The sequence below is a fragment of the Micromonospora sp. NPDC049529 genome (assembly GCF_055586685.1).
In genome coordinates, this window is the sequence record NZ_JBVJHT010000009.1 from 291,292 (window position 1) to 308,705 (window position 17,414).

At 72.3% G+C, this 17,414-nt stretch carries 11 protein-coding genes, 1 pseudogene and 1 riboswitch; of the genes and pseudogenes, 9 read left to right on the forward strand and 3 right to left on the reverse strand.

What is annotated here, in order from left to right:
* Positions 1 to 91: 91 nt before the first annotated feature.
* Positions 92 to 2,197, forward strand: a pseudogene (locus tag ACZ6QQ_RS17815) (HelD family protein); the annotation flags it as partial.
* 127 nt (positions 2,198 to 2,324) lie between these two features.
* On the opposite strand, the gene ACZ6QQ_RS17820 reads toward ACZ6QQ_RS17815, so the two are convergent.
* Positions 2,325 to 3,308: an SMP-30/gluconolactonase/LRE family protein gene (locus ACZ6QQ_RS17820; protein ID WP_465877451.1), complete on the reverse strand. Its 984-nt coding sequence runs from the start codon at positions 3,306 to 3,308 to the stop codon at positions 2,325 to 2,327.
* Between the two features lie 249 nt (positions 3,309 to 3,557).
* On the opposite strand from ACZ6QQ_RS17820, the gene ACZ6QQ_RS17825 reads away from it, so the two are divergent.
* The 3 genes from ACZ6QQ_RS17825 (at position 3,558) to ACZ6QQ_RS17835 (ending at position 8,606) form a co-directional block, all read left to right on the forward strand.
* Complete coding sequence (locus ACZ6QQ_RS17825; RefSeq protein WP_465877452.1) at positions 3,558 to 6,128, forward strand: ABC transporter permease; 2,571 nt, start codon at positions 3,558 to 3,560, stop codon at positions 6,126 to 6,128.
* A 107-nt stretch (positions 6,129 to 6,235) separates the two neighbouring features.
* Positions 6,236 to 7,156 (forward strand): cation diffusion facilitator family transporter, encoded by a 921-nt coding sequence (locus ACZ6QQ_RS17830; protein ID WP_465877453.1) that lies wholly within the window; start codon positions 6,236 to 6,238, stop codon positions 7,154 to 7,156.
* A 229-nt stretch (positions 7,157 to 7,385) separates the two neighbouring features.
* Positions 7,386 to 7,516, forward strand: a riboswitch (cyclic di-AMP (ydaO/yuaA leader).
* A 16-nt stretch (positions 7,517 to 7,532) separates the two neighbouring features.
* The gene (locus ACZ6QQ_RS17835; RefSeq protein ID WP_465877565.1) at positions 7,533 to 8,606 is read left to right on the forward strand and encodes a coiled-coil domain-containing protein; all 1,074 of its coding nucleotides are present in this window, start codon (positions 7,533 to 7,535) and stop codon (positions 8,604 to 8,606) included.
* A gap of 163 nt (positions 8,607 to 8,769) precedes the next feature.
* On the opposite strand, the gene ACZ6QQ_RS17840 is transcribed toward ACZ6QQ_RS17835, so the two are convergent.
* Entirely contained in the window at positions 8,770 to 9,717 is a 948-nt protein-coding gene (locus ACZ6QQ_RS17840) for a hypothetical protein (protein ID WP_465877454.1), read from the reverse strand.
* 280 nt (positions 9,718 to 9,997) lie between these two features.
* Complete coding sequence (locus tag ACZ6QQ_RS17845; RefSeq protein ID WP_465877456.1) at positions 9,998 to 10,570, reverse strand: TetR/AcrR family transcriptional regulator; 573 nt, start codon at positions 10,568 to 10,570, stop codon at positions 9,998 to 10,000.
* Positions 10,571 to 10,675: 105 nt separating this feature from the next.
* Here ACZ6QQ_RS17845 and ACZ6QQ_RS17850 point away from each other — a divergent pair, with 105 nt between their 5' ends.
* From ACZ6QQ_RS17850 to ACZ6QQ_RS17870, 5 genes are all read left to right on the forward strand, one after another.
* Entirely contained in the window at positions 10,676 to 11,212 is a 537-nt protein-coding gene (locus tag ACZ6QQ_RS17850; RefSeq protein ID WP_465877458.1) for an FAD-dependent oxidoreductase, read from the forward strand.
* Positions 11,107 to 11,739 carry an FAD-dependent monooxygenase gene (locus ACZ6QQ_RS17855; RefSeq protein ID WP_465877567.1) on the forward strand — a complete coding sequence of 211 codons (633 nt, stop codon included), beginning with the start codon at positions 11,107 to 11,109 and terminating at the stop codon, positions 11,737 to 11,739. Before ACZ6QQ_RS17850 ends, ACZ6QQ_RS17855 begins: the two co-directional genes overlap by 106 nt.
* Before the next feature lie 121 nt (positions 11,740 to 11,860).
* On the forward strand, positions 11,861 to 12,349 hold the full coding sequence (locus ACZ6QQ_RS17860) for a MarR family winged helix-turn-helix transcriptional regulator (protein WP_465877459.1): 489 nt from the start codon (positions 11,861 to 11,863) through the stop codon (positions 12,347 to 12,349).
* A gap of 87 nt (positions 12,350 to 12,436) precedes the next feature.
* Positions 12,437 to 13,888: an MFS transporter gene (locus tag ACZ6QQ_RS17865; RefSeq protein WP_465877460.1), complete on the forward strand. Its 1,452-nt coding sequence runs from the start codon at positions 12,437 to 12,439 to the stop codon at positions 13,886 to 13,888.
* Positions 13,889 to 14,364: 476 nt separating this feature from the next.
* Positions 14,365 to 17,406 carry a glycosyl hydrolase gene (locus ACZ6QQ_RS17870; protein ID WP_465877461.1) on the forward strand — a complete coding sequence of 1,014 codons (3,042 nt, stop codon included), beginning with the start codon at positions 14,365 to 14,367 and terminating at the stop codon, positions 17,404 to 17,406.
* The last annotated feature ends 8 nt before the right edge of the window (positions 17,407 to 17,414 follow it).

Here is a 17,414-nt window from a genome sequence, read left to right on the forward strand (position 1 = left end):
CCTGGCCATCCTGCGCGTCCGCGCGCCCGCCCGGCCCGATCGGCCGGGCTCGGCGTCGCGGCCCGCGACCGCACAACCGGGAGTCTGCACGTTGACCGACCTCACCACCCTGCAACAGGAGATCGCCGCCGAGCAGCGGCATCTCGACCTGGTCTACCGCCGGCTGGCCCAGCTGCGCCAGACCGCCGTCCAGGCTGAGCAGGAGGGGTATCAGCTCGCCCGGGTGGGCAACTTCGGCGCACTCGTCGAACGGGACGCGATGGTCTTCCACGCCGCCCGGCGCCGGCAGTCCCTCGACGCCGAGCACGAGGGGCTGGTCTTCGGGCGGCTGGACCTGCGCGACCGGCAGGTGCTGCACGTCGGCCGGCTGGGCGTACGCGGTGAGCGGTCCGAGCCGCTGGTGATCGACTGGCGGGCACCGGCCGCGGCCGCGTTCTACCAGGCGACCGCCGCCGACCCGCGTGGCGTCGTTCGGCGCCGCATGATCCAGTCCGCCAACGAGAAGATCACCCGGATCGAGGACGACCTGCTCGACCCGGCCGCCGCACCGCCCGACATGCGGGTCGTCGGCGACGGGGCGCTGCTCGCCTCGCTGGCCAAGGCGACCGGCCGGGGCATGCGCGACATCGTCGCCACCATCCAGCGCGAGCAGGACGAGGCGATCCGCTCCCCCGCCGGTGGTGTGACGATCGTCTCCGGCGGACCGGGGACCGGCAAGACCGCCGTCGCCCTGCACCGGGCCGCGTACCTGCTCTACTCCGACCGGAACCGGTTCGCCGGTGGCGGCGTACTCGTGGTCGGGCCGTCCGGGGTCTTCGTCGAGTACATCGCCTCGGTGCTGCCGTCGCTCGGCGAGGAGACCGCCACCCTGCACTCGCTCGGCTCACTCTTCCCCGGCGTGGTCGCCACCCGTACCGACCCGACCGCCGTCGCGGCGATCAAGGGTTCGCTGCGCATGCGCCGGGTGCTGGAACGGGCGACCCACGACACCGTCCCGAACGGCCCCACCGAGCTGCGCCTGCTCTACCGGGGCGAACTGCTCCGGCTCGGGGCCGGCGAACTCGACGCGATCCGGGTCCGGGCCCTGCCCCGCGGCGCCCGGCGCAACGAGGTCCGCCGGGCCGGCATCGACGGGCTGTTCAACGCGCTCTGGACCCAGGCGCAGCGGATGCGCGCCGGCCGGCTGCCGCAGCGGCGCGACTTCGAGGGCGAGCTGGCCGAACGCGGCGACTTCCGGGACTTCATCCGGGCCTGGTGGCCGCAGTTGCACCCGTGGCACGTACTCGGCTGGATGACCCGGCCGGAGCGGCTGCGGGCGTACGCCTCGGGAATCCTGTCCAACCGGGAGATCCGGGCCCTGGGCGATGCGCTGCGCACCCTGGACACCGACGGACCGACCATCGCCGACGTCGCCCTCCTCGACGAGCTGGACGAGCTGCTGGGCAAGCCGATGCGCCCGGCGAAGCGCCGCCGCGACCCGTACCTGCTCTCCGGCGGCGTACGCGAGGTCAGCACGTACGCCGACCGGCAACGCGCCGCCCGGACCCCGGTCGAGCGGGACGAGGACTACCGGGAGTACGCCCACGTGGTGGTCGACGAGTCCCAGGACGTGTCGCCGATGCAGTGGCGGATGCTCGGTCGACGCGGCCGGCTCGCCTCCTGGACCGTGGTCGGTGACCCGGCCCAGACCGCCTGGACCGGCGAGGCCCACGAGCTGTCCCAGGCCCGCGACAAGGCGCTCGGCCGCCGGGCCCGGCACGAGTTCACGCTCTCCACGAACTACCGCAACCCGGCCGAGATCTTCGCGGTGGCCGCCGAGGTGATCCGGGAGGTCGCACCCGATCTTCCGCTGCCGGTCGCGGTGCGTACCACCGGGGTCGAGCCGATCGCGCTGACCGTACCGCCGGAGGAGCTGGCCTCGACCACGGTCCGGGCGGTGACCGACCTGCTCGCGGAGGTCCAGGGCACGGTCGGGGTGATCACGCCGGTGCCGCGCCGGGACGAGGTCGCCGGCTGGCTGGAGCACCTGGCCGGACCGCGCCTCCAGGTGGTCACCAGCCTCCAGGCCAAGGGCATGGAGTACGACGGCGTCGCGCTGATCGCCCCCACCGAGATCCGCACCGACTCCGAGTCCGGCATCCGCACCCTCTACGTCGCCCTCTCCCGAGCCACCCAACGCCTCACCACCCTCGACCTCCCCCACTCTCCCCACCCTCCCCACCCTCCCACCCTCCCCGTTGATCTAGGGCAAATACGTGCTAGTTGATCTATAACCACACGTATTTGCCCTAGATCGGCGCGCGGTTAGGGGCGGGGGCGTGTGGTTAGGGGCGGGGGATGGAGGTGGTGGTGTACGGGGTGGTGGGGGTGACGGGGGTGGTGAAGCGGGCGTTGGGCAGGTAGAGGCGGTTGGCGTAGGCGGCGACCGTGGTGGGGATGTCGAAGGTGGGAGAGGTCAGCTTCTCCAGCAGGCGGGCGGTGGTGCCGGCCTGGTCGAGGTGGTAGACGGCGACCGTGTTCAGGCGGTTCTGCACCACGTAGAGGGTGCGACCGTCGCGCAGCAGGCCGTCGCCGTTGGTGAGCACCTCGCCGCCGAGGTCGACGGTCCGCGCGACCCCGGTGGCCGGGTCGACCCGGAACAGCTGGCCGGTGACGGACTGGACGACCAGCAGGCCCCGCCCGTCCGGGGTGGTCTCGATGCCGTTGGCGTTGACCCCGGCGCCGTAGACGATGTCGCCGGTCAGCGGCAGGGTGACCGCCTCGTCGGCGTCCGGCAGGCCGCCCCACCGGTCCAGCGGCAGCTTGTACAGCACCGGGTTGGTCGAGTCGGTGAACCAGGCCGCGTCCGGGGTGAGCACCACGTCGTTGACGAAGCTGGGCACGCTGTTGAACCGGTACGTGGTCAGCAGTTCCCCGGTGAAGGCGTTGAACACCTTGGCGGTGGCACCGGTGGTGGTGTTACCGCCGCCGACGAAGAGCCGCCCGCGCAGGTCGACCTTCATCCCCAGGGACGGGGTGCCCGACCCGGAGTTGATCACTTCACCCCGGCCGGTGAGCAGGCTGACCCGGTAGATGGCACCGGAGGCGCGCGAGCCGAAGAAGGCGTACGGCAGCGCCCCGATCGCGATCCCCTCCGGCTGGAACCCGTCCGGCAGCGCGAACGTGGTCGGGAAGATCGTGCCGGCGCGCACCGCAGCGGCCGAGGGCACGGAACCGGCCGGAGCGGCACCCGCCGGGGCGGCGGCGGTCAGTACGCCGGCCAGGGTCATCACGGCAAACAGGACGGTGGTGCGGGGTCGAACTCGCATCCTCGATCTCCTCCCCCGCCGTCACGGCGGGCATCGGCTGATGTCGGTGTGTGTGCCGGTTCGATGTTGCCCGGCCATCCGCCGGCCCGCTACCGGGGCGGCGGGTGAGCGGCCGGGGCACCGCCGTGGCGGGCAAGGGTGGACCAACGCCGGTTCGGGACGGGACGTCCGGTCGTGGTGCGGACGGCCGTCGGTGACGGACCATGGGCCGGTGACGGAACATGGGGCGATGACGGGGCACGGGGCGGCGTGAGCTGGCCGCTGCTGCGCCTGGCCGCGGCCGGGCTGCGGGCCCATGCCGTACGGCTGCTGCTGACCGCGTTCGCGGTGGTGGTCGGGGTCAGCTTCCTCGCCGGCACACTGGTCTACGGCGACACCGCGCGGGCCGCCTTCTACGACGACCTGGCCCGCTCGGCACGGAACGTGGACGTGGTGGTGGAACCGGCCGAGACACTGGTGTCGGCCGAGACGGTGGAGCGGATCCGGGCGGTCGACGGGGTGGCCGAGGTGGACGGCCGGGTGATCGCCTGGTTGGGGCTGCTCGACCGGGACGGCCGGCTGCTGACCCAGCAGGGGCACGTCGGCTACGGACTCTCGGTGCCCGGTGTGGCGTCGCTCGCCCCGTACGACGTGGCGGCCGGGCGGCTGCCCCGCACGGCCGGTGAGGTCGCGGTGGACAAGACCACGGTGGCCGGCACCGGCTACGCGCTCGGCGCCCCGGTGACCCTGCTCGACCAGGCCGGCGCCCAGCACCGGCTGACCCTGGTCGGGGTGCTCGACCTCGGCGTGAACCGGCTCTTCGGCGGCTCACCGGTGGCCGCCCTGACCGGAGGCGACCTGACCCTGCTCACCGGCACCGAGCGGTACGCCCAGGTGGTGATCCGGGCCGCGCCGGGCGTCGACCCGGAGACGCTGGCCGACCGGGTGGCCGAGGTGACCGGCGATCCACGCCTGGTGGTGTCCACCGGCGACACGCTCCGACGGCAGCTCGCCGAGCAGGCCGGCAAGTACGTCGACGGCTTCCTCGCCGTGCTGATCGGATTCGGGCTGGTCTCGCTGACCGTGTCGGCGTTCGTCATCTACAACACCTTCGCCATCCTGGCCGCCCAGCGGGTACGCGAGCTGAGCCTGCTGCGCTGCGTCGGCGCCTCCCGCCGGCAGGTCGGGATCGCGGTGCTGCTGGAGGCGCTGGCGCTGGGCGTACTGGCCTCGTTGGGCGGGCTGGCGATGAGCCTGCTGGTCGGCTACGGGCTGATCTGGGGGCGGGAACTCGTCGCCACCGACATCCCGCTGCACGCGCCGGTGGTGCGCTGGCCGACCGTGGCGGTGGCGATCGGCTTCGGCACGCTGGTGGCGGTGCTGGCGGCGCTCGTACCGGCGCTGGGCGCGGGGCGGGTGCCGCCGCTGGCCGCGCTGCACGGCAGCGCCTCCGCCGAGTTGGCCGGGTCGACCGGTCGCCCGGTCCGGGTCCGGCTGCTGGTCGCCGCCGGGCTGGCCGGGGCGGGTCTGCTGGCGATCGTGGTCGGGGTGCCGCTGGCCTTTCCGGGGCTGCCGCTGGTGCTCGGCGGCGGGATGATCGTCTTCCTCGGGACGGTGGTGGCGGCGCCGCTGCTGGTCCCGCGCGCGGTCGGCGTACTGGGGTGGCTGCCGGCCCGGCTGTTCGGACCGGTGGCCCGGCTGGCGGTGGCGAACGCGCGGCGCAACCCGCGCCGGGCCGCCGCGACCACCATGGCGCTGACCGTCGGGGTGGCACTGATGTCGATGTTCGCGGTGCTGCTGGAGACCGCGCGGGACCAGACCGGGCGGGAGCTGACCGAGAACTTCCCGGTGGACTTCGTGCTGGACCGGGCCCGGATCGACGGCACGCCGGGAGTGACCCGGGGCGCGCTGCCGGCGGAGCTGGCCGGCGTACTCCGGGCCGACCCGGCGTTCGCGACGGTGGCCGAGGTGCGGCTGGCACCGGCTCCGGCGGACCCGCAGGTTCGGGTCTGGTCGGTGCCGCCGGAGCAGTTGCGTGGGCCGATCCGCCCCGAGGTGACCGAGGGGGACCTGGCCGAGCTGGGGCCGGGCACGGTGGCGGTGAGCCGGCGGGTGGCGCAGGCCCGCGACATCGGCCTGGGTGACCCGTTCCCGCTCGGCCTGCCCGCCGACCCGAGCGGCACCGACGCGGGTGGATCGTTGGTGGTGGTCGCGCTCTACGACGACGCCCCGACCGGCGGTGCGGCGCTGGTCGACTGGAGCCGGTTCACCACAGCGTACGGGCCGGGCGGGCCGAACCAGTTGCTGATCGACCTGGCCCCCGGCGTCGGTACGGCAGCCGGCCGGCAGGCCCTCGACGGGCTGCTGCGCGCCTACCCGGTGGTCCGCCTGAGCAGCGCGGCCGACCAGGCGGACGCGTTGTCGGCCTCGCTGGACGAGTTGCTCGGCATCTTCGCCGCACTGCTCGGCATGTCGGTGCTGATCGCGCTCTTCGGGATCAGCAACACGCTCTCGCTGTCGGTCTTCGAGCGCACCCGGGAGTCGGCCACGCTCCGGGCACTGGGGCTGTCCCGGCGGCAGCTCGGTCGGATGCTGCTGGTCGAGGCGGCGCTGATCGCCCTGGTCGGCGCGCTGGCCGGGATCGCCCTGGGGGTGGGCGTCGGCTGGACCGCCGCGCTCGGGCTGATCAGCAGCTACGGACACGGGCTGCCGGTCGTACCGGTGGGGCAGTTGACCCTCTGCGCGGGCCTGGCCTGCGGCGCGGCGGTCCTGGCCGGGCTGCTGCCGGCCCGTCGGGCCGGCCGGGCCCCGATCGTGGCGGCGATGGCGAACGAGGGCTGAGGACCCACCCGGTGCCTGTCCGGTTCGACCCGGTCCAACCTGCTGGCACATATTGCGATATCAGCATATGTTAGGTCGTAGCGGCACGGGCGACGGAGGGTGTGTGCGTGGGCGCTGGTCATGACCACGGCGCGCAGGCGATGCGCGCCGTCGAGCGGCACCGGGGGCGGCTCTGGTCCGCCTTCGGTCTGCTCGTCGTCGTCATGATCGTCGAGGCGGTCGCCGCGCTGACCACCGACTCGCTCGCCCTGCTCTCCGACGCCGGGCACATGTTCACCGACGTACTCGGGATCGGCATGGCGCTGGCCGCGATGACCGCGACCCGGCGGGCGGCCGACGACCCGCAGCGGACCTTCGGCCTCTACCGGCTGGAGGTGCTCGCGGCACTGGCCAACGCGGTGCTGCTCTTCGGCGTCGCGATCTACGTGCTGGTCGAGGCGGCCCGCCGGTTCGGCCAGGAGCACCCGCCGACCGTGCTGGCCGGGCCGGTGCTGGTGGTCGCCATCGTGGGCCTGCTGGCCAACCTGGTCGCCTTCGGGCTGCTGCGCACCGGGGCGCGGGAGAGCATCAACCTGCGCGGCGCCTACCTGGAGGCACTCGGCGACATGCTCGGCTCGGCCGGGGTCATCGTCGCCGCCCTGGTGATCGCGAACACCGGCTGGTGGTGGGCCGACCCGCTGGTCGCGGTCGCGATCGGCGTGTTCATCCTGCCCCGGACGTGGCGACTGGCCCGAGCCGCGATCCGGATCCTGGTGCAGGCCGCGCCGGAGCACCTCGACGTACCCACGGTGGCGGCCCGACTCTGTGCCGTACCCGGTGTCGCCAACGTGCACGACCTGCACGTCTGGACCCTCACCTCGGGGATGGAGGTCGCCTCGGCGCATCTCACCCTGTCGGCCGGCGCCGAGGTCGGCGCGGTGCTCGCCGCCGCCCGTGGGGCGCTGCACGACGACTTCGACATCGCGCACGCCACCCTCCAGGTCGAACCGGGCAGCACGACCGAGGGTTGCGGCCCCACCGACTGGTGATCCAGTTAGGTGCCACCGGGGCGATCGCCCCTTACCGGGCACCGCAACGCGACCACTCTTCGCTTACCTGGTCCTTAATTTTTGTCCCCCGACCGGGTGATCTTTTATGGTTATATCCGGCATATCACTTCGATTCGCTTTGATCCTTCGACGAGCCAACACTGTCCGTACTGGACCCGGCCGGTAGGCTCGGCTCCGGTCTCCGCCGGGCGGCGCCCTCCGGCGCCTGCGGTGACCGTCGCCTAATCGCACGTGCGAGCCGGGGAACCATCGCGTCATTGGGGTGCATCCGCGTCAGCGGTAGGGATCTTCCGTCCCGAACCCGTCAGCTAACCCGGTCGGCGGCTGACGGAAGGACGTGCACCGAATGCCATTGTTGGCACCCGTACGACCCCGCTATCCGCGCGCGGCCCGGTTCGCGATCGCGATCACCCTCACCCTGCTGGCCGGGCTGATCACCCCCGGTGCCGCCGCAGTGGCCTCCCCCACCCCGATCGCCGCCGCTCCCGGCGTGCTCGGCGCCGCTCCCGGCGGCACCGACGACGAGGGCGGCAGCGCCAGCCTGCGAGAGCAGCTCGACGTCGCGGCCAAGGGCTACCTCGACGCCCAGGCGGCACTGGAGAACTCCACCAAGCGGCAGCAGCAACTCGCCGCCCACCTGGTCACCCTGGAGGCCGAACTGGCCACCCGGTCCCAGACCGTCGGTGAACTCGCCGGCATGGCGTACCGCACCGGCCGACTGGGACCCCTCACCGCCCTGCTCAACAGCGACTCACCGGACGGCTTCCTGGACCGCGCCTCGTCCCTGGGCACGGTCGCCGCCAACGAGGACCGCCAACTGCGCGACCTGATCGCGGTACGGGACCAGGAGGCCCGGGCCAAGGCCGCGATCGACAACGAGGTACGCGAGCAACGCAAGCAGCTCGACATCATGGCCAAGCGCAAGCAGCAGGCCGAACGGGCGTTGGCGGCGGCCGGCAGCGGCGGCTCCAGCCCCGGCGTCACCGCCAGCACCACCTCCCCCTCGGCCAAGCCGGCGCCCCGCAACTCGGACGGCTCGTGGCCGAAGGAGTCGTGCAGCGTCAACGACCCGACCACCACCGGTTGCATCACCCCGCGCACCCTCAACGCGATGAACCAGGCCAAGGCGGCCGGCTTCACCCGCTTCGTCTCCTGTTTCCGCAGCGGCGGCTCGGGCGAGCACCCGAAGGGCCGGGCCTGTGACTTCGCGGCGCAGAAGAGCGGCTTCGGCGGAGTCGCCACCGGCGGTGACAAGACGTACGGCAACAACCTGGCGGCGTACTACGTCAAGAACGCCAGCCGCCTCGGTGTGCTCTACGTGATCTGGTTCAAGCAGATCTGGCTACCCGGCAGCGGCTGGAAGGCCTACAACGGCGGCGGCGACCCCTCCAGCGACCACACCAACCACGTCCACCTCTCCATGAACTAACCCCTCCCCCGCGCCCCCCACCCCGCCCCCACCCCGCCCCCACCCCTCGCCCCTCGCCCCCCGCCCCCCACCCCGCCGATCTAGGGCAAATACGTGTACGCAGAGATCAAGTAGCCCCCATCTGCCCTAGATCGGCGGCGTGGGGTGTGGTGGGGGCGCGGGGTTAGGGGGTGGAGTTCCAGAAGCCGATGAGGGTGGCGGTCCACCAGCCGAGTTGGGAGACCGTCGCGGCGAGGGCGCCGGGGAGTAGCCGGTACCAGGGGGCGGGGGCGTCGCCGAGGCCGGCCAGGCGATCGCGTACGCGGCCCAGGAACAGCCCGTTGATCCCCACCGCGAGTACGGCGAGCAACTTGATCTGCACCAGCCCGGACGAGGTGTCCGGGCGCAGTAGTGCACCGCTCGCGACCAGGCCCAACAGCCCGAGCCAGATCAACTGGTGCGCCCCCTTCGCCATGCCCAGTACGGTGCCGAGCCGTTCCCGGCGCAGAAGCCAACGCAGACTGAACCAGTCCACGGTGAGTACGGCCCCGAAGCCCACCACGAGACAGGTCAGGTGGCAGAAGAGCGCGAACGACCGCCAGCCCGGCCCGACGGTGAGGTGCGGTGCGATGAGCACCACGACCAGCCAGCCGACACCGACCGCGACGATCGGACCGAACCGCGCCGCGCGACCGGCGGGGCGCCGGTGACCGCCGCGCCGACCCACGACCGGCTGCCCGCTCGACGGGTCGGGCCGGAGCGGGCGGTTCGACGGATCGGGGCGCAGCGGGCGGCTCGAAGCAGCGCGGGGCAACGGGCGGCTCGACGGATCGGGCCGCAACGGACGGCTCGAAGCAGCGCGGGGCAGCGGACGGTTCGACGGGTCGGGGGGCAGCGGGCGGGGCCGGTGGAGGTCGGTGGCTCGGGGCGGCGGAGTGGGGTGCCGGCCGGGTGGGGTGGTGTGGTGTCCGGTTCGCTGTCGGGGGAAGGCGGCCTCCCGTCCGGGCACCGGCTCGTGGGCGAGTGGCTCCTGGACGACCGGCTCTTGGGCGACCGGTGCGGGGTCGATCAGGGCGAGGTCGGCGGGTGCGAGGTCGGCGGTGTGGCGGCCGGTCGTCCGGAGGTCAGGCATGGTGCACCGGACCGACCGGACCGGCGGGCCTCGAAACCGGCATGGTGGTTCCTCCGCTCGCTCGGGTTCCGATCCTGGACGCCCCGTCGGTGGTGCCGACCGGGGCTCGGCCGGGTCGGCCGGGGTCGGCCGGGCCGGGAGGAGGACCAACGGCCCTCCCGATCAGGAGACCCGTGGGGAGCGGCGGCGCAACAGAAACTCGACCGGGAAGATCCGTACCGGCGGTGGCGGTGGGCCGCTGCCCGGCGGGACGCGGTGGTCGGGCGGCGACCGGAACGGGTCAGGCGGGGGTACGGGGCGCGGTGGCGATCGCGCCGAGCAGGAGGCGCAGGCCGGGGGTGGGGTCGAAGTCCGGGTCGGGGAAGGCGAGCTGGTGCATGATCACACCGTCCATGTGGTCCAGCATCATCCGGCAGTGCCGTTCCGGGTCGGGTGAGCCGACCGCACGCAGCCAGGGCGCTCCCCAGCGGACCAGTTCCGCGTTGCCCTGCCCGAGATCGGCCTGCAACTCGGTCCGTACCGCGGCGTCGAGGCAGAGGGCGAGGCGGGCGACCGTACGGGGCCGGGCGGGACCGACCGCGGTGCGGACGAACTCGGCGAGCAACCGGGCCAGCTCGTCGAGACCGGCCGGATGCCCCGGACCGGTCATCCGCTGCCAGTCCGCCCGGTCCAACGCGGCCAGCCGCGCGACCACGCCGCCGAGCAGCGCGTCCCGGGTACGGAAGTGGTTGGACGCGGAGCCGGCCGGCAGCCCGGCCTCGGCGTCCACGGCACGGTGGGTGAGGTGGCGCAGACCCTGTTCCCCGAGCACCCGGACCGCGGCGTCGGTGAGCTGGTCCAGCCGGGACGACATCCGCTCACCCTAGCGAACTACGTCCGTAGTCGGATTCACCCCAACCCTCGTCGGTTTCACTACAGCCGTAGTGACACTTCACTACAGGCGTAGTACGGTCCGCTCATGACCAGACGAGCGGGCATCATCGGCGGCGGCATCGGCGGACTGGCGACAGCGATCGTGTTGCAACGGGCCGGCTGGACGGTACGGGTCTTCGAGAAGGCGTCCGCCCTCGGCGGCTCCGGCACCGCGCTCGGCATGTGGCCGGAATCGCTGCGTGCCCTCGACACCCTCGGCCTCGGCGATGACGTACGCACCCTCGGCGCCCGGCAACGCGGCGGCACCTTCCTGCGCCCGGACGGCAGCCGGATCGCCCGGTTGGACGTGAACGCGATCGCCCGCCGTACCGGCGACTCGGTGCACCTGATCTCCCGACCGGCACTGCTCGGGCTGCTCGCCGACGCGATTGCTCCCGGCACCATCAGCTTCGACAGCCCGGTGACCGATCTCGCGGCGTACCGGACGGGTTCGACATGGTGGTGGCGGCCGACGGGGTGTTCAGCCGCACCCGTACGGCGATCTTCGGGGTTGACAGCAAGGCGCGTTATGTCGGGGCCACCGCCTGGCGGGGCACCGTGGCCGGGGCGACCGACACGGTGAGCGAGACCTGGGGCCGGGGGCAGCGGTTCGGCATCACGCCGCGCGAGGACGGCCGGACCAACTGGTACGCCACCGCGCTCACCCCGCCCGGCGGACACTCACCGGAGGGCGAGCTGGCGGCGCTGCGGGCCCGGTTCGGTGACTGGCACGAGGGCGTACGGCAGGTGTTGAGCCGGCTGCGGCCGGCGGACATCCTGCGGCACGACCTCTACCAGCTGGCGCAGCCACTGCCCAGCTACGTCGACGGCAACGTCGTCCTGACCGGCGACGCGGCGCACGCGATGACGCCGGACCTCGGCCGGGGTGCCGGCGAGGCGCTGGTCGACGCGGTGACGCTCGGGCACTGCCTGGCCGGCGCCACCTCGATCGCCGCCGGTCTGGCCGAGTACGACAACCGGCGGCGTCGGCCCACCCAGCGGTTGGTCCGGCTCTCGCACCGGGTCGGGCGGGTCGCCCAGGCGCGACGGTTCACCCCGGTACGCGACGCCGCGGTACGCCTCGCCCTGGCCTTCGGTCCACCCGCCTGACCCGGCCACCGACAGCAGCGACAAAACAGCGCAGGCAGCAGGCAGAACGCAGCACGCAGCACGCAGCATAAGTCTGTTATTAGATGATCTGCCACGGATCGAGCTGGCTATGCTGGTCGTCATGACCGCCATGGCACCGACCCGTACCGAACCGGACCTGTCGTTCCTGCTGGACCACACGAGCCACGTCCTGCGGACCCGGATGGCGGCGGCCCTCGCCGAGATCGGGCTCACCGCGCGGATGCACTGCGTGCTGGTGCACGCCCTGGGGCAGGAGCGGACCCAGATCCAGCTCGCCGAGCTAGGCGACATGGACAAGACGACGATGGTGGTCACGGTCGACGCGCTGGAAAAGGCCGGTCTGGCCGAACGCCGGGCCTCCACCACCGACCGACGGGCCCGGATCGTCGCGGTCACCCCGGAGGGAGCCCGGATCGCACAGCGGAGTCAGCTGATCGTCGACCGGGTGCACGAGGAGGCACTGGGCGTCCTTCCGGCCGACGAGCGCAAGGTCTTCCTGCGCGCCCTGGATCGCCTGGTCACCGGGCACCTGGCCAGCCCGGCCGAGAACCCCCAACCGGTACGGCGAGCCCGCCAGCGCGGGAACTAGATCACAAACAGATCGTCTCTAACAAAACCATCTGCTACGGTCCTCCTGTTCCGGTACGAGTTTGTCCGTACGAACAGGAGGACCACCATGTCCGCTGCCCCGCCCCGGTCCCGCTGGCTGGCTCTCGGAGTCATCGCCACCGGGATGCTGATGATCGTTCTCGACGGCAGCATCGTCACCGTGGCGATGCCGGCCATCCAGTCCGACCTGGGGTTCAGCCCGACCGGTCTGAGCTGGGTCGTCAACGCCTACCTGGTCCCGTTCGGCAGCCTGCTGCTGCTCGCCGGACGGCTCGGCGACCTGGTCGGCCGGCGGCGCCTGTTCCTCGCCGGCATCGCGGTGTTCACCGCGGCCTCGCTGCTGGCGGGCGTGGCCACCGCACCGGCGATCCTGATCGCGGCCCGGTTCGGGCAGGGCGTCGGCAGCGCGATGAGCGCCTCGGTCAGCCTCGGGATCCTGGTGACGCTCTTCGTCGAGCCGGCCGAGCGAGGGCGGGCGATCGCGGTCTTCAGCTTCACCGGTGCCGCCGGTGCCTCGATCGGACAGGTGCTCGGCGGCCTGCTCACCGACGCGCTGAGCTGGCACTGGATCTTCTTCATCAACCTGCCGATCGGGCTCGCCGCGCTCGCGGTCGCGGTGACCGTGCTGCCGAACGACCGGGGGCTCGGGCTGGCGGCCGGCGCCGACGTCAGCGGCGCCGTACTGGTCACCGCCGGGCTCATGCTCGGCATCTTTACCGTGGTAAAGGTCGGCGAGCATGGCTGGACCTCGGCCCGTACGGTCGGCTCCGGTCTGCTCGCCGCCGCCCTGCTCGCCGGATTCGTGGCCCGGCAGGCGTCGGCCCGCAACCCGCTGATGCCGCTGCGGATCCTCCGCTCGCGCAGCGTGTCCGGGGCGAACCTGGTCCAGGTCCTGATGGTGGCCGCGCTCTTCTCGTTCCAGATCCTGGTCGCCCTCTACCTGCAGAACGTACGCGGGTACGGTGCCGCGGCGACCGGCCTGGCGATGCTGCCGGCGGCGACTGTGATCGGCGCGGTCTCGCTCGGCGTCTCCGCCCGGCTGAATCGTCGTTTCGGTGAGCGGAACGTGCTGGTGGCCGGGATCCTGTTGCTGATCGGGATGCTCGGCCTGCTCAGCCGCCTCCCGGTGCGGGCCGACTACGTCACCGACCTGCTGCCGGTGATGCTGCTCGCCGCGGGCTTCGGGCTCGCCCTGCCGGCGCTCACCGCGCTGGGCATGTCCGGTGCCGGCGACACCGACGCCGGGCTCGCCTCCGGCCTGTTCAACACCACCCAGCAGATCGGCATGGCGGCGGGGGTGGCCGTGCTGTCGACCCTCGCGGCGGGCCGTACGGCCGGGTTGCTGGCCACCGGCGCGAGCGGGCCGGCGGCACTGACCGGCGGTTACCGGCTGGCCTTCACCGTCGGCGCCGGGCTGCTCGTCGCCGCGCTGGCCGTCACGCTGATCACACTGCGCCGACCGTCACGACCGCCCGTCGCCCCGGCGGAGCCGGCACCGGCGGCGACCGGGACCCGATGACCCCGGCGGCACACCGTCGCCGGACCCGGATCCCGCCACCGTCCACAGTGGTCCCGACCGGCGACGGATGATCCGATAACGGTTTCTCGACAGGTTTTTCGGGTTACTTCTTGCCGTACGGGAATGACCGGCGGGAATGCCGCCGAATTCGTTGCCGGAGCATGGTTAATAGCACCCACGGTCACCCGAACAACCGGGGCGGACGTCGTGGCGCATGGCGGAGAGCGCTCTTTTCCTAGCTCTCTGTAACCCGCCGAGCGAGGCTCCCACCTCGCTCGGCGGGGTCGTGAGAGCGCTCTCTCAAAGTTAGCCCGCCACACCGCGCAGTGTCAACAGAGATCCCCCGCTGAAGCGGTCGTTGCGCAAAGAACGAGTCGGGACATTGACAGAAGCCACCATCTCTGATGCTCTGACGCAACGCCCCCTTAATGTGCGCGAAACCTTAGGCGCACCGACCGTCCCCGACCGGAGGCACCATGAACCTGTCCCTCCGCCACGTCGTACCCGACGACGGCGGCCAACCGGACACCCGGCCGCGACCGGCCCGTTCGACCCTGCGCCACCGCATGCTCGCCGCCGGCGCGACCGTCGCACTGGTCGCCGGTGGGCTCACCGTCGCCGTTTCCAACGGCGTGTCCGCCGACCCGCTCGGCGCCGGCAGCTACGCCACCGTCCGCCCGGCCGGGGCCGCACCGCCCGCCGGGTGCGCCGACATCTCCACCAACCCCCGCCGGTACGTCACCGCCAACGCCCCGGCCGGCGCGATCCCCACCAACGACTGGTGGTCCTCGCTGCTGTTCAAGCGCCTCGACTGCGCGTACTCCGAGCCGCTGCACGCCCACCCGGCGTCGTACGACCCGGTGGCCGGCGGGCTCGGCGTCTCCTACACCACCACGGCGGGAATCTCCGGCTCACCGACCGGCCCCGGCGAGTTCCACTACACCTACAGCGCCGACTTCACCCTCGGCGTGACCGGGCTGAACTCCCCCGACGTCAAGGTGGACGGCTGGACCGACTGGACCGTCACGCCGTACTGGTCGGACGGGACCCGGACGCTGAAGGCGACCGTCGGACACGGGCTGCCGTTCGTGTACGCCCAGGTCACCGGCGGCAACGCCCAGCTCAGCCTGACCAGCGCACCGACCGTCTGGTCCAACAGCGGCAGCCGGATCGGCTACACCGTACGAGGCCACGACTACGTCGCGTACGCGCCGACCGGGGCGACCTGGACGGTCAGCGGCAACACGATCACCTCGACCCTGGCCGGCCGGGGCTACTTCTCGGTCGCGGTCCTGCCGACCACCCCGAGCAGTTCCGCCGCCGAACGCACCGCCCTGGCCGACAGCTACGGCCAGTACGCGCACGCCCACGTCACCGGCACCCGCGTCTCCTGGGGCTTCAACTCCTCGACCAGCACGGTGACCGCCACGTACGCCTTCACCACCACCGCCCGCGAGGGCACGGCCAGCGGCACGGTCGTCTCGCTCTACCCGCACCACTGGAAGAACCTGGCCGGTGGCACGCCGATCGGGCAGACGTACATCTCGCCCCGTGGTCCGATGCGGACCCTGGTCGGTGTGCCCTCGTTCAGCACCAACATCCGCTACAACGGGGTACTGCCCGAGATCCCGGCCGTCGCCACCTCCACCGGGGCCGACCTCGCCACCCTCGGCGGCTACCTGGACCAGGTCGCCACCGGTGACCCGCTGGCCGGGTTCGGCAACGACACCTACTGGACCGGCAAGGGCCTCGGCCGGGCCGCCCGGCTCGCCGAGATCGCCGACCAGCTCGGCCGGACCGCCCAGCGGGACCTGCTGCTCAACGCGATCCGCACCCGGTTGACCGACTGGTTCACCGCCTCGCCGGGCAAGACCGCACGGGTCTTCCACTACGACCAGGCCTGGGGCACGCTGGTCGGCTACCCCGCGTCGTACGGTTCCGACCTGGAACTCAACGACCACCACTTCCACTACGGCTACTACATCGCCGCCGCCGCGACGCTGGCCAAGTTCGACCCGACCTGGGCCACCACCAGCCAGTACGGCGGCATGGTCAACCTGCTGATCCGGGACGCGAACAGCCCCGACCGCAACGACCCGATGTTCCCGTTCCTGCGGGACTTCGACATCTTCGCCGGGCACGACTGGGCGTCGGGCCACGGCTCGTTCCTGGCCGGCAACAACCAGGAGTCCTCCTCGGAGGGGATGAACTTCGCCTCCGCCCTGATCCAGTGGGGCCTGGCCACCGGCAACACCGCCGTACGCGACGCCGGGCTGTTCATCTACACCACCCAGGCGCAGGCGATCCAGGAGTACTGGTTCGACTCGTCCGACAGCAACTTCCCGGCCGCGTTCGCACACAAGACGGTCGGCATGGTCTGGGGCGACGGCGGCGCGTACGCCACCTGGTTCTCCGGCGAGCCGGAGATGATCCAGGGGATCAACATGCTGCCGATCACCGGCGGCTCGAACTACCTCGGCTACAAGCCGGCGTACGTCACCACGAACTGGAACGAACTGGTGACCAACAACGGCGGGCCGCCGACGGTGTGGCAGGACGTGCTCTGGTCGTTCCGGGCCATGGCCGAACCCGATGCCGCGCTGGCCAGCTTCCGGGCCAACCCGACATATCCGATCGAGGAGGGCGAGAGCCGGGCGCACACCTTCCACTGGTTGCGCAACCTCGCCGCGCTGGGCCAGGTGGACACCACCGTCACCGCCAACACCCCGCTGTACGCGGTCTACACCAAGAACGGCGTACGGACGTACGTGGCCTCGAACATCACCCGTAACCCGATCACGGTGACCTTCTCCGACGGAAGGACGCTGGCCGTGGCGGCCGGCAAGACCGCCACCACGGGCGCGTTCACCTGGAGCGGCGGCAACGCCAACGGCGGCATCGGCAACCCCACCGGCACCCCGACCGTCCCGCCGACAACGCCGCCGGCGACCACACCGCCGCCGACCACCCCACCGGCGACGACACCGCCGCCGACGGTCACCCCGACGCCGCCGGTGGTCCGCTCCAACCTGCTCTACGTCCGCTCCGGCGGGGCGCTGTCCGGCAGCGCCGGCAGCGGCGCGGGCACCACCACCATCCCGGCGGCCAACGGCAACTGGGACGGCACCCCGCACAACCCGGTCGTCCACACCGTCTGCGGGCTGACCGGAACGTACGGCTCGGGTGCGACCGCGTTCGCCCTACACGTGGACGCCGGTGGCGCGGTCGGCGCCGCGGTCCAGGCGCGGGTGTCGTACGACTTCACCGGCTCGGGCACCTACAGCCGGGTGGAGACGTACAACTACTTCGCCACCGACCCGGTCGTCGGCACCGAGACGTACACCCAGGCGGCCGGGGTGAAGACCGCCACCGGTGGGTTCGCCGCCCTGGCGAACGGCTGCGTCAAGCTGGAGGTCTGGAACGCCATCGGCAACGCGGCGACGACGGTACGGGTCAACGCGACCGCCGCCGACGGCCGCCAGTCGACGGTAACCGTCCCGTTCACGATCACCGGCTGACCTTCCGG